Raw genomic sequence first — 14,612 nt, 5'->3', positions numbered from 1 at the left:
TTCACACATTCTTGTTTAAAGTCTAATGTGTATTTTACTTTTCTAGACATAAAAATACCCCCAAATTGTGTCTAACATTTTGGGGGCACTCTATTGCCGACCCCTTTTTTTTGTTCTTTAATATAGGTGCTTTTTAAAGTGTATTTTTACAATTACCAACAACCACAGCTAAAACTTACTAACTTAGACTAAAACAGCTGTGTACTACTTATACTAAAGAAAATACGCAACCTTATGGAGATAATTTCATCTATTTAAAAAACATTATTATTTATGAAGAAAATAAGCCTTCTGCTAATCTTATTTTTATTGAGTTGTGAGCGTAACCAGACCTTTATTAATTTAAGTGAATTTAAAGAAATTACTAAACTTGACGTTCAAAATTTTGATCCTAATAAAAATATATCTTATTGGGATTATAGTGAAGAATGTTCTAATGGAGAAAATGGTGAGTATCGTATTTTAGTTAACTATGCCAAAGGAAAACAAAGTGAAGAATTAAAAACTGAGTATACAAAAGCAAACTTTCAACACCCTATTCATCACTTTCTTGGGGAGTGTGCTCATTGTTGCTATAAACTCATACGTTTTGAAACATCTAACAAATTTTCTATTCTTAAATTTTATCAAAATAAAGATCTTTTACTGGAGTTTTTGGGAGATATCAACACAATACAAGAAGCCTATTGGTTACTTAAAAACAGTGGTTACAATACCTTAACAACTAATAATCCTGTCTTTATAAAAGAAACAGATAAAGGATATGAACTAATTGCTGAAAAAGAAATTAGCATCTGTGAGCCTTATGTAATAGAAAAACATCATGTAATGATTAGCCCTAAAGGAGATTTACAAATACTAAGCAAAGAAGTTATTGTAAATAAAAATGTGTGTGTTAATTTTTAAATTCTAAAATTCATCCACAAAAAAAATGCGTTCAAATTAAGTAAACACTTAACTGAACGCATTTTATGATAGGTATTAAAAGTAATTACATCCTTAAAATAAATTCTGATGTTATTACCAAACTACAGGTAAGAAAACACTCATTTCACTTTCTTTTCCACCATTTCTATTAGACCAAGAAAAATAAGGCACTAAGGTAGTTTTATAGCTTTGTAAAGTTGGCTTGCTTACTTTGTTATACATTTTAGCATCTGATTTATCTTTACGTAATAACAACTCTCCTGTAATAGCTGTAACTCCTCCTAAAAAGTCTGGACGGTATTCTGCTTTTAAAGCTGAAGCATCTCCTTTAATATAAGCATCAACAATTTTAGCACCTTTAGGTAAATCTGCAGATTCTAAACAATATACTACAGGACCTCTTTTTACTGCCACTTGGTTTCTAACTTCTTCTATTCTAGAATGTCCTTCTACAAAATAAACATCCATTGGGAACTCAATAGTTACTACATCTCCTTTTTTCCACTTACGGTTAATGGTTGCAAATTCTCCTGCTGTTACTTTAACACCCGCATCTTTTCCGTTTACCATTACTTTTGTTCCGTTAGCCCAGTTAGGAATTCTTAACATAACATCAAAAGCAGAACGTTTTGCTTTTTCTACAGTTAACTTAACCGCTCCTTCCCAAGGATATTGTGTTTCTTGATTTAAAACCAACTTAGAACCATCTAACATTTTAGTTTCTAATTTGTTTCCACCATACAAGTTTACCGCTACTCCGTTTTCTGCCAAACTATATGCCCATCCAGATACTTTTGCTATAGTTCTAACCAAGTTTGGAGGACAACAGAAACAGTCTAAGTAAGGCTGACGTGTTGGATACTCTGTATTCATTTTTTTGTAATCTCTAGAACCTTCTATTACTCTTAATGGGTTTGCATAGTAATAATGTTCTCCATCTAAACTAATTCCAGACAAGGCACTGTTGTACAATACCAATTCCATAATATCTGCATATTTAGACTCTCCATGTAATCCTAACATACGGTAACTAAACATAGAGTTACAAACATTTGCACAAGTTTCGTTATAAGCCGTTAAGTTAGGCATCATATACTTATCAATAAAACCTTCTTCAATTTTATCTCTGTTGGTAGATGCTCCGTAGTGAGTTTGTCCTAAAGCTCCCGTTACATACATTTTTTGCTCTGTAACATTGTACCACAATCTATCTAAAGCATCAATTAAAGATTGCTCTCCAGTTTCTGCATACACATCTGCAGCTCCTGCATAATAATACAATGCCAATACAGCATGTCCTACAGCTTCGCTAGATTTACGCAACGGTGTACGCTCTTGTACCATATCTCCAATAGGATATCCTACTGTTGTAGAAACCTCAGTTACTTTATACTTTCCTCTGTTGTTGATGAATTTTTCTGCTAGTTTTAAATAGCGCTCATCTTGAGTAGTTCTGTACAATTCCACCAATCCCATAATTTGAGTTTGATTGAATCCGAAACGACCCAACAATTTATTATCTGGCATAAATTGAGTATATAGTAAATTGGCATGCTTAATAGCCAAATCTAACATGTTTCTTTGCCCAGTAGTTCTGTAGTGAATACAAGCTGTTGTTAAAAAGTGCCCCGAATTGTACATTTCGTGGTACTTACGATTTTCGTAACGATCTACATCTTTATTCAACTGAATTTGTGTTTGCAAATACCCATCTTCAGCTTGCGCTTTTTTAATAATATCAATGTAGCCGTCTAACTCTGTTAACAAAGCTTTGTCTTTATTTTGCGCATATAAATAACACTCTGCTTCCATAAACTTATAGAAGTCTCCGTCGTGCCAACGCATTCCTTTGTGCTCTCCTTTTTTTAAACCTGCTGCAATTTTAAAATTGTTTAACGCATGACCCACATCTCCTGTTAAAACTTTACGCATATAAGGAATCATAGATTCTTCTGCTACCTTAAACTTGTCTGCCCAAAAACCTTCTGTCCAATGACAATCTCCCATGTTAATACTTTTTAGCTTAACATGTTTACTGTGTGTATGATTTAAGATTGCACGTTCTTGAGCAAAACCTGCACTCAACATGAATACGCTTAACGCGCTTGTGATTAACTTCCTCATCTTATTTTATAATTATATTGTTTGTTACTTTTTATTTCTTTTGCCAAACTCTTACATAGTCTATTTCAAAATCCACTTTTCCTGATGGATGTAAATCTTCTTTAGAATCTGGAACTCCATGCCATGGAAACGTTTCTTGATCTAACCAAATTTTAAGAGGATGGGTAATTACATAATTTTCTGCAGCTCCGTTTCCTCCTTTACTTAATTTTACATCGTCCCACTCGTTAATTTGTTTTCTAGATACGTCTCTAAACAATTTTCCGTCTACATAAATTTTAACTCCGTTTTCGTTCCAATCATATCCGTATACATGAAAATCATCAGCTACTCTAAAATCAAAATATTTATGTTCTGTATAAGTAGTTTTTCCTTTTCCTGTTTTACTCCAATCATGCATAGACCACCAAAGTTCTTTGTCTTTACCAGCGGCTTCTTTTTTAGGCTGTCTATGATCTCCAAAAAACTCAAACATATCAAATTCTGTTTGCCCTCCTGTAGCCCAAAATGCACTAGAAATTTCAGCATCGGCAGCTTTACATTTAATTTCCATATAACCATATAAAAATTCTTTTCTACCAATAATACAAGCCGTAGTAATGTTCTCGTGCTTTATATCTTTTCCTGCTACTTTATCTGTTTTATCACTAAAAGCAAAATCTGGCTCCCATCTGGTTTCTAATTTTAACATTCCGTTTTCTAAGCGATAATTATCTCCAGAAAATTGAGAAGGAGCTCTACCTATCCAATCTTCTCTTTGCGGTCTGTCTGGATTTTTATAACTAGGAATTCCGTTATTTAGTTCTCCTACAACATGCCATTTATCTCGATCTAAACTAGTTGTATCAAACTCATCACTTACTGCAGTATTTAACACCCAATTACCTGTATTTATAGGGTCTGAAAAAGGTACAACTACCTTTGTTTTGTTCTGAGTTGCTGATGGATTTGTTTTTTTACTACATGCTATTGCCACAAATAAAGTTGACAACATTAAAATGCTTATTTTTTTCATATTGATTGTTTTATTCTTTTGCAGGAATCCATCCTTCTCTATACTTGTTCATTCTGTCAATATCGTATTGCTCGTACTTTCTTTTTAACAACCACAACGGACGTTCTAGGGTCATTTCCCAATCAAAAAGTTTTTGATACATACTTTTTACTTTATCAGGATATTTGTTAGCTAAATTATAACGCTCAGAAATATCGTTAGGTACATCATACAACTCTGCAGGTCTGTCTGGAAAACGAATTAATTTATAATCTCCTTCTCTAACCACAGCTCTTGTTTCTTTTTTCCAAAATAAAATATCGTGTGGTCTTCCTTCTTTTTGCCCAGTAACAAAAGGAACAAGATTAACACCATTTACATCGGTTAACTTTTGAACATTTCCACCTGCTGCTGCATAAAAAGTAGGTAATAAATCCAAGGTAATAACCGGATAATCATAAGTAGATTTACATTTAATTTTAGCAGGCCAACTCATTAAAAACGGTACTCTAATTCCTCCTTCTAAATGATTTGATTTGGTTCCACTTAAAGGTTTATTTGTAGAGGCATTTTTATCGGATGGTCCTCCATTGTCGTTACTAAAAACCACAATTGTATTTTCATCAAGTTTTAGCTCTTTAAGTTTGTTTAACACAGTACCACAAGCTCTATCTAAAGCTAGAGTCATAGCTGCTAATTGCTGTTTTTTTCCTGTTAAGTTTGGAAATTGTTTTAAATCTTCTTCAGTAGCTTCCATAGGGGTGTGCACTGCATTAAAAGAAAGGTATATAAAAAAAGGATTTTCTTTATTTCTTTCTATAAAGTCTGCTGCTTTTTCTGCAAAAACATCAGTAGCATAATGGTCTGGCTCTTCATACTTACCAAAGTTTGTTTCCATTTTATGATCTCCTTTAGGATTTTTGTACGCAAAATAACTTCTTGCTCCTCCTCTAAAACCATAAAACTCATCAAAACCTCTGTTTAAAGGATGGAATCTATCTGCATTTCCTAAATGCCATTTTCCATATACAGCTGTTTTGTACCCTTGTTCTTGTAAGTAATTTCCTATTGTTTTTTGGTCTAATGGCAATCCCATTTCATCTCCTTTTAAGGCAGAATGATCACTCATATAACCAGGAACGTTAATTTCTTCGTACCCAAATCTTGCTTGGTATTTTCCTGTCATTAATCCTGCTCTTGAAGGTCCGCAAGTAGGATCGGAAACATAACCTTGTTTAAAAATAACTCCAGATTTTGCCAATTTATCTAAGTTAGGAGTTTTCATCACCTTACTTCCTTGAAATCCAAAATCTATATAACCTGCATCATCTGCAAATAGAAGGACAATGTTGGGCTTTTTTTGGGCAAAAAAGTATTGTTGGCTTAACACCAACAATACCAATAATAAAAATCTATTCATTTTGATAATGTTTTAACAAATAAGCTTATAATATGAGAAATAATTATTTTTATTCTTTCATATTACAAATTAAGCAAAACATTATAGTATTTTATCAATCTATTTTACCCTGTAATAGTACTAAATTGACTTATAACACCTTGTTAAAAAGAAAAATAGGCAATTAAGATTTATACCTTATCAACAGAAGATTTGTTTATTAGGAACTCTATAGTTGGTAAGTTTTCTTTAATCAACTAACCTTTCTTCTTTTAAGCTTCGTAACATCTTACTTCGTACAAACGAATATTTGCTACTCCATAAGTTTCTTTTAAATTAAGTCTAATGGCAGTGGTCTTTATAGTATCAAAAGAAAATTGTATCAACCTCTTTCTATTGCTGGTATTTTCTGCAACCTTAACCCACTTTCCATTTACTCTTACCTCCAAATCTAATGACTTTAACATTTCTACAGGTACAGTATTGGTAAACTTTCCGTCGTTCCTAGAATCTTTTCTCATTAATAAATTACGTCTTGTATTGGTATCGCACTTAACCATCACATTAGATAATTTTATGGGTTTGTCCCATTCTAATTGAACATTTGCATGTAAACCTTCCGATTGCCAGTGATGAATGTTATCTTCAACATCTCTAGAGTATCCATCTATCAATAATTTTGCGTTTCCAGAAGTAGTTGACGAAGCAAAAATAACACTCGCTTTTTTTGCTAAATCTTTGTCGTCTTTTGAAGGTCTATTTGGAATATAAGCATCATCTCTTAACAACTGCTCCTGCAATTGATTTATGTGTTTGGTATAAATTTTTCTTGGCAATACACCTTTGTCAATACATAAAGCTGCTGCTGTTCCTACTGCTTGCCCCATGGTTGCACAAGTACCTTGTAGTCTTGTTGAAGACAAAGCAATATGTGTTTGACTAATGTTTCTACCTGCAAACAACAAATTTTTAATATTCTTAGAATACAAACTTCGGTATGGGATCTCATAAACACGTACAAATCTTTCATGAAAATAACTTGGAGGTTCGCCTATATTTTCAATTCCTCCTGGGTTGTGTTCATCTAAAGACCATCCACCGTATCCTACGGCATCTTTAAAATGTTTGTAACCTAACATATCTGGTTCACTAAGAATATAATCCCCTAAAAATCGTCTAGACTCTCTTTTACCAGGTAGAGAACACACCCAATCTAAAGCATAGTTCTCTGCTTTAGGATTGGTCTTTTTTATATAATCCCAAACTCCATATGCATAGCCCATTAACTTTTCTCTGTTCTCTTCAAACTCTCCAATAATATCTTTATCACTACCTACTTCTACCCACCAAACACCTTCTGTAAAGTGTTTTAACTTTCTGTGCTTGTGTGCATTCTTATAATCGTAGGGAATGGTAAAATGCGGTGCTTCATAAGGCATTGGCTTTCCCATATCTTTACAACTTAATAAAATAGTAGCCCCCATTTTCCAACCATCTGGTTCATCTGGAGCATACTTCTCATTAAATTCAGCTTTTCCTTCTCTACCACTTCTAAACAAGGCTCCTGCTGTTGCTGCCATTAATCCATCTCCAGAACAATCAATAAAAATTTCTCCGTTAATGGTAATTTCTGTTTCGGTTGTTAATTGCCAACAACGTACCGAAGTAATTTTATCATTTTTAGTTGTAGCTTCTATGGCCGATGTATTTAAAATCACTTTTAAATTTGGTGTAGCAGTTACGTAATCATACAAAATATGATCCCAAACAGGATAGGATTCTTGAGGATTGTGAAAACGATTGTGCAATAAAATTTCTTCTACCACCCCTGTTTCTCGTTCTGGTCTTCCATCTTTTAAATGTGTAACACCGTTTAAATGCACTCTAATTTCACTAGATGCATTCCCCCCAAGTACCGGTCTATCTTGAACCAAAATAGTTTTGGCTCCATTTCTTGCAGCAGATACAGCAGCACAAACTCCGGCTACACCACCACCAACAACTACAACTTCATACTCAAGTGTTTTCTTTCTAATAATATTGGCACCTGAACGCTCTTCTTTTTTTATTTCTAAATGTCCCTCATTCAATATTTCACCAGCAGCCATGCTACTAACTGGTAAAATAGTAGCAGCCACAGCACCTTGTACTCCTTTCTTAAAAAAATCTCTTCTCTTCATGATTCTTAATATTTTGTAATTCCTTTAAATTGCTTGTATAACTTCTTTACTATTTTTGGGTTGCTCTTTGCAATATTCTTAGTTTCGTTAGGATCAGTTTTATGATTGTACAACTCTACATAAAGAGGTTCCGCATTTTTTTTAGTTCTATCTTTCCAAAAAATCACTCTGTACTTATCGGTTCTTACTGCATAGCCCATTACATTATTTTCAAACAACTCCCTGTTCCATTTATTTCCTTGTTGCCTTTTTATTTTAGCTTCTACTTCTTTTAACAAAGGGCCAAAGAAAGTTTCTCTCATAGCAGGTCTAATAGGATAAGCTCCCCATTCTCTTAAAGCAGGTGATGGGAATACACTCATTGCCCATTTACTTATTTTTTTCTTAGGATTTTTTAACAAAGGAGCTAAGCTTTTTCCTTCTGCTGTTTCTGGAGTTGGTATTTGAGCCAAATCGCACAATGTAGGATAGATGTCTAGTAATTCTACCAAGGCATTTGTTTTCTTACCTCTTACTTTTGATGGCATTTCTGGAGTAGAAATTAAAAAAGGAACACGTGTAGCAATTTCGTAATTCGTGGCCTTTCCCCAATGTCCCATGTCTCCTAAATGGTACCCATGATCACTCCACAACACTACAATGGTATTGTCTCTCATTCCTAAAACATCCAACTCATTTAGAATTTTACCTACCTGAGCATCTACATAACTAACACAAGCTAAATAAGCATGTTTTAATGTAAGTTGTAATTCCTTATCCAGATCTCCTTTTTTGGGAATCCCACTACGCACACGCAACTCAAAAGAAGGTGGTAATCCAACAGTTGCACCGTTTTCAGGTTGATTCTTTTGATTGGTTAGCTTGATTTTAGAAGCATCATATAAATCCCAATACTTCTTGGGAGCAACCCAATTTAAATGTGGCTTATGAAAGCCTATTCCTAAAAAGAAAGGCTTACCTTTTTCTTGTTTTAAATCTCTTAATGTCTGAATGGTTAACGCTGCGTTAAAACCATCTTTGTAAGCATCGTCTGGTACATCTGCACATTCATACGCAGGCCCCATAGCCAATCCATACTTGGCAACAGCTCCATACTTGGCAAACATTTCTTTTTTGCTATCTACTCTAATCTTTTGATTTTCTGGTAAAGCAAAACCCATTTTAGCTAATTTTTTAGAATCCCCTTTTAACGGTATTCTATTCCACGATGCTTGATCCCTATCTCCATGATGAAATATTTTTCCATAGCTTACCGCTTGATATCCGTTGTCTATAAAGGTTTGTGGTAAAGTTTTAACATTAGGATTTGCCTCTCTAAACTTTAAGTAATTATGAAACACACCACTATTCTCTGGTCGTATACCTGTCATAATACTAGCTCTTGAGGGACCACAAATGGCTTGTTGACAATATGCCTTGTTAAACAACAATCCTTGACTTGCCAACTTGTCTATGTTTGGCGTAATGGCTATATCTGATCCGTAGCAACCTAACTCAGGTCTTAAATCATCAACTGCAATAAACAACACATTAGGTTTTGGTTTCTTACTTGCTAAAACAACACTAAAAAAGAAAAGAGTTCCTATTTTTAAATACTTCGTCATCTATGAAATTTTAAAAATTATTTAAGATTAAATTCGTTTGTCTAATTTAGCTGCAATTGAATTTTAAATCACTAATTTTAGAATTACATAAAGTTAACATAGATAAAAAAAAGTCTAAAAATTACTTAACATTTAGTTCTTTTAAAAAACTTAAAACACTGTAAATAATGAGTTTATCAATACAAACAAAATTAACATACATACTTTTGTTCATAAACATAACTTTACATGCACAACAGTTTGACTTATTTAAAATTGAATCTAAAACAATCTTAAATAATGTAAAAAAAATTGAAAAAGACTATCAATATGCTTTACAAAAGCAAGACACTACATTGATCGTTAAAAATTTAATCCTTTTAAGTAGATATCACCGTAAAGATTTGAACTATGGAACTGCTTTTAATCTTGCTGGAGAGGCTCTGTTTTTATCATATCAGATTGATAATAAATTACAATTAGCACAAGCCCATAGAGAACAAGGAATTTTAAACTACATATTTAAACAAGATGATAATGCTGGTAATAATTTTAAAAAGTCGAACCTATATTTTAAAGAGTACTACAAAGACTATCACCCCGACTTATTAAACTCTTACTTTAACCTAGCATTGTACTACCAACGCATAGAAAACAAAGAACTACTTCTAAAATATGTAGATACTTGTAAAACAATCGCTACCAAGCAACAATTAAATTTTGATTATCAGATTTACCTAAAAGAGAAAGTAGCCTGTACTTATATTTGGGACAAAAACTACAAAAAAGCCATACAATTACTCAAGCAATCTATTCAACAAATAGAAAACTCTACCAAAAACAATCATTTTCTAGTCATTTTATATGCTGATTTAGGTAAAGTATACAGTAACATCAATCAATTAGACCTATCTGAAAAATACTTTAAAAAATCTATTGACACTAAAGACACACATGAAGAATACCTCTTTTTTAAAGCTTATGTATATGCCAAGTACGCAAACTTGTTATATAAAAAAGGAAAAGCTACAGAAGCATACAAATACCTTCAAAAATCTAGAAACATTAATAATAAATACCTGAATCCCAGAAATGAAGCCACTCAAAGTTTTTTAACCCTAAAAGATCATTACAGAGATCAATTGATTAAATCTAACCAGCAGGTTAGTTTTCAAAAATTAAAATATGCTGAGATAGAACAAAAAATACTGAACTATAAAATTTGCTTGATTGTTGTCGTTTTTGCTTTTGTATTAGTAGGTATATTTATTTGGATAAAAGTTCGTTCTAAAAAACATCAACTAGAACAAGAGGAAGCAGAAAAAAAGATAGAAGCAAATAATAAAGAACTAACCGTTAACACCCTAAAACTAATTGAAAAAGAAGAAATTATCAACACCTTAAAAACTCAACTGTTAGAGACTGATAAAAGTTCTAGCACCAAAAGCTTGATAAAATCCATTGATAAAAACTCCGGAAATCTTTGGGAAGATTTTAACCAGCGTTTTACAACTCAAAACAAAGGTTTTTACGAGCGTTTGCAAAAAAAGGTTCCAAATTTAAGTGCTGCAGAACTAAAATTATGCGCATTGATTAAATTAAACTTTACCGGTAAAGAAATGGCTTATTTACTTGGTATTTCTTTAGGAAGTGTAAACGTGGCTAGACACAGACTTAGAAAAAAAATAAAATTAGATAGGAAAACAAATTTAACTGCATTTATAGGTAGTATATAATTATCTAAATCAATAATCACAAAAAAACAGGATTGAAACATATTTCAATCCTGTTTTAAGAATATATACTAATCTAAAATTTACGCTTTCACCTCCATAAATTCAACAGGAGATCCGTTATGAGCAATAAACACCACTCTAACTCCTTCTGCTGGGCTAAAAGCTTCTACAATTACTTCTTTTCCTTGAATAGCTTCTTCAATATTATCTACTAAATACGCTACGTGTGGTTTTGTAGTTACCAACTCATGCCAAGGACTATCAGCATCAAACTTTACCCATTCTACCAAAAATTCATCTTTGTCAAACTCTGTAAAATGTACCTTTCCTGGTTCAAAAAAACCATCCCATTCTTTTTCTTCTGTTGTTGGGATTCCTATGTGACTAAATTTGTATTCCATTTTCTATTTTTTAATTATTTTAAGATAAATTCAAAATTGTACTTTCCAGAAGGAATGATAAATTTAGGTAGCGTTTCTGATAAAGTTCCCCCCACACTCATTTGCATCAAATCAATATTTAAAGTATAAAAACCTTGTTTTTTTAATTCATAAGGATGTGTTGCTTCTTGAATGTTTTTAGCTGAGTATGGCCAAATAGAAAAGTTAAACTCTGGAGAACCTTGTACGGTTAAATTCATCTTTTTAGATTCAGATAATTTTACCCATCTTACGTCTGATCTGTTAGAATTTTCTTGTGGAAAAATATAATTGTAAAACAAATCATCTGTTTTAAACGTAAACTCATCTACCTCCGTTCCTCTTTTTCTATCTACATAATTTTCCCAAGGTCCTTTTCCATAAAAAGTTGTGGTTTGGTAATTATTACGCACACCCATAGTCATACCATACTTAATAAGCCCTGGTAAAGTTTCCTTAGCATCCATATCCATGTTTACTACTACACGACCATCACTTAAAAAGCGATAACCTATTGTTAAATTCACCTCCTCTTTAAATTCTTTGCGAACGGTTACAACAACTTCAGAATCTTTTGAGCTTGTTTTTACAGATGTAGTTTTTAGGTTATCTGCCAAAAACTCCCAATATTTTCTAGAAGCTCTAAACGCTCTTGAACTAGCTCCTCTTAAATCGTTATCAATTGGAGGACGGAAAAAACTTAGTTTTAATGGAGTTACTAATTGCTCTACTTTGTTAGACACAAAAGAAATTAATTCTCCATTGGTTTTAGACACTTTTGCAGAAAAACGTTTTCCTGTTACAACCACTTCATTGACTCCTTCTTTTACGGTAACCAATGCTTTTGATGTTGATGCATAATTGTTAGAAAAATCTCTTTCTTTTAACTGAATTTGTTCTTTAGCAACCTCAAATCCTTTAGTAGCCCAAAATTGATTGTTTTTCTCATGCACACTCACTTTAATCCAATATTCTGCATTGTCTTTAAACCTTACTTTTTTATAAGGAATGGTTAATGTTGATGATGTTTTTGGAGCAACATTTACATCTTTTAACACTCCGGATTGTAATTCTTTTCCGTTTTCTGACAAAGTCCATCTTACCTCGTATTGATTTAGGTTGGTAAATGCTAAATGGTTGATAGCGGTTACTTTTCCATTTTTAACATCAGCAGCTTTAAAATTAAACGGTTGAAAAATGTATTTACATTCCCAAGCATGCGGATTTGGTTTTTTGTCTGGAGAAAACACTCCATTGATACAAAAGTTTTTATCATTAGGTTTATCACCAAAATCACCTCCATAAGCGTAATATTTTACACCATCGGCAGTAGTAGTTTCTAAACCTTGATCTATCATATCCCAAATAAACCCTCCTATTAAATTCTTTTTAGCATGTATTAAATCCCAATATTCTCCTAAGTTCCCTATAGAATTCCCCATAGCATGAGCATATTCACACATTACAATAGGTCTATCAATATGCTTGCTTTCAGACATGGCTTTTAATTGATAAATCTCTGGGTACATTCTACTTAACACATCTACATAATAAGGATCATCTGGATTGGCATGTGCAGGACCTCTAAATACTGCTTGCCCCTCTTCTCCCTCTAAATAATCTGGATCTGTTGGATCTCCTTGTGCTCCTTCGTAATGTACAAAACGAGATGGATCGTAATCTTTTATCCAAGCGGCAGCAGCAGCAAAAGCAGGACCAGTTCCAGACTCGTTCCCCATAGACCAAGAAATAATAGATGCGTGGTTTTTATCTCTATCTACCATACGCATAACTCTACTTAAAATTGGAATAGCCAAACTTGGTTGTTGTGGCACATAACTTCCTAAATGATGTGATTCTATGTTTGCTTCATCCATTACATACAAACCATATTTATCACATAATTCATAAAAATAAGGATCGTTAGGATAGTGAGATGTACGTACAGCGTTAAAATTAAATTGCTTTAACAATTTAATATCATCTTCCATATCTTTTCTAGTTAATGCTTTTCCTCTTACCGGATGATGATCATGTCTATTAACTCCCATTATTTTAACAGGCTGTCCGTTAACCAACAATTCATTATCATCACTAAAAGCAACTTTTCTAAATCCTATTTTTTGACTTCTAGATTCTACTAATTTTCCATTAGCATCTACCACATCAAAAACCAAAGTGTACAAATACGGACTTTCTACAGACCATTTTTTAGGATTTTTAATAGTTGCTTCTAAAAAAGCAAATTTGGTAATATCTCTTTGTGGCCATCTTTCAAAATGAATAGCTTCAATAGAACAAGAGATAGGATTTGCTAATACTTTTTTATTTTCTGCATCGTACAACTGAGCTTTTAACTCCCATCCTTTTAATTTTTCTTCATCGCCTTTTATCCACATATGCGGACGAACTTCTAATTTGGCATCTTTTAAATCTTTGTCAAATTTTGTTCTAATAAAACAATCGTTTAATGCAACTTTAGGTTGAGCCATCAATAATACCTCTCTGTGAATTCCACTCAACCTCCACATATCTTGGTCTTCTAAGTAACTTCCATCACTCCATCTAAATACCTGAACGGCTACTCTGTTTTTACCTGTGGTTACAAAATCCGTAACATCAAATTCAGCAGCCAATCTACTTCCTTGACTGTATCCTACTTTTTTTCCATTTACCCATACATAAAAAGCTGAAGAAACTCCACCAAAGTGTAAAATAACAGATTCATTTTTCCAATCTTCAGACACTGTAAAATCTCTATAATAGCTTCCTACCGGATTATCTCTGTATTTTTCTACAAATGGAAATTGAGGAGGATGTGGTCCCATGTAACTATAATTACGAGTACCTCCGTTTAAAATATTAGGAGTAAAGGGGTAGATAATATTTGTGTAAATTGGTTGTCCGTATCCTTCTAACTCCCAGTTAGAGGGTACGGTAATATCTTTCCAATCTTTAGGGTTTCCTTGAAAATCTTTGGCTATAAAATCGTTAGGTCTGTCTCCAGATTTTTCTACAAAATTAAATTTCCAAGCACCATCTAAAGATTGCGTTCTAGATTTATCTCTATTTCCTTCTAACGCATCTGTATGATTTTTATATGAATAACTAGGCACACGTGACCTTAGTTTATTCTGCTCAAACATTAACTCATTCTCCCAATCTTTTTGGACTTGAGCCATAAGAAATTGACCTGTTGCAATAAACAACAGCAAAATTGCATTGATTTTATTTTTCATTTTTTATTTAA

General features: G+C 32.9%; 9 protein-coding genes. 2 read left to right on the top strand and 7 right to left on the bottom strand.

The features are described 5' to 3' along the window. The first annotated feature begins 273 nt into the window (after positions 1–273). On the top strand, positions 274–906 hold the full coding sequence (locus GGR97_RS14075; RefSeq protein WP_167899174.1) for a hypothetical protein: 633 nt from the start codon (positions 274–276) through the stop codon (positions 904–906). Positions 907–1,020: 114 nt separating this feature from the next. Here the strand turns inward: GGR97_RS14075 and GGR97_RS14070 are convergent, their stop codons facing one another. The 5 genes from GGR97_RS14070 to GGR97_RS14050 form a co-directional block, all read right to left on the bottom strand. Beyond that, complete coding sequence (locus GGR97_RS14070; RefSeq protein ID WP_167899173.1) at positions 1,021–3,051, bottom strand: glycoside hydrolase family 127 protein; 2,031 nt, start codon at positions 3,049–3,051, stop codon at positions 1,021–1,023. Positions 3,052–3,082: 31 nt separating this feature from the next. Next, on the bottom strand, positions 3,083–4,066 hold the full coding sequence (locus tag GGR97_RS14065; RefSeq protein WP_167899172.1) for a family 16 glycosylhydrolase: 984 nt from the start codon (positions 4,064–4,066) through the stop codon (positions 3,083–3,085). Positions 4,067–4,076: 10 nt separating this feature from the next. Next, the gene (locus tag GGR97_RS14060) at positions 4,077–5,465 is read right to left on the bottom strand and encodes a sulfatase-like hydrolase/transferase (protein ID WP_167899171.1); all 1,389 of its coding nucleotides are present in this window, start codon (positions 5,463–5,465) and stop codon (positions 4,077–4,079) included. Positions 5,466–5,716: 251 nt separating this feature from the next. After that, entirely contained in the window at positions 5,717–7,624 is a 1,908-nt protein-coding gene (locus tag GGR97_RS14055; protein ID WP_167899170.1) for an FAD-dependent oxidoreductase, read from the bottom strand. A 5-nt stretch (positions 7,625–7,629) separates the two neighbouring features. Then, positions 7,630–9,228 carry a sulfatase gene (locus tag GGR97_RS14050; protein WP_167899169.1) on the bottom strand — a complete coding sequence of 533 codons (1,599 nt, stop codon included), beginning with the start codon at positions 9,226–9,228 and terminating at the stop codon, positions 7,630–7,632. A 167-nt stretch (positions 9,229–9,395) separates the two neighbouring features. Between GGR97_RS14050 and GGR97_RS14045 the strand changes: the two genes are divergently transcribed. Continuing rightward, positions 9,396–10,943 (top strand): hypothetical protein, encoded by a 1,548-nt coding sequence (locus GGR97_RS14045; protein ID WP_167899168.1) that lies wholly within the window; start codon positions 9,396–9,398, stop codon positions 10,941–10,943. 80 nt (positions 10,944–11,023) lie between these two features. On the opposite strand, the gene GGR97_RS14040 is transcribed toward GGR97_RS14045, so the two are convergent. Both GGR97_RS14040 and GGR97_RS14035 read right to left on the bottom strand, forming a co-directional pair. Beyond that, positions 11,024–11,344 (bottom strand): VOC family protein, encoded by a 321-nt coding sequence (locus GGR97_RS14040; RefSeq protein ID WP_167899167.1) that lies wholly within the window; start codon positions 11,342–11,344, stop codon positions 11,024–11,026. Between the two features lie 14 nt (positions 11,345–11,358). Then, complete coding sequence (locus tag GGR97_RS14035; RefSeq protein ID WP_167899166.1) at positions 11,359–14,601, bottom strand: glycoside hydrolase family 2 TIM barrel-domain containing protein; 3,243 nt, start codon at positions 14,599–14,601, stop codon at positions 11,359–11,361. Positions 14,602–14,612 lie beyond the last annotated feature (11 nt).

It is taken from the genome of Wenyingzhuangia aestuarii, assembly GCF_011927765.1.
In the GTDB taxonomy this organism is placed as follows: Bacteria; Bacteroidota; Bacteroidia; order Flavobacteriales; family Flavobacteriaceae; genus Wenyingzhuangia; species Wenyingzhuangia aestuarii.
This window is presented reverse-complemented; position numbering and strand designations above follow the sequence as displayed.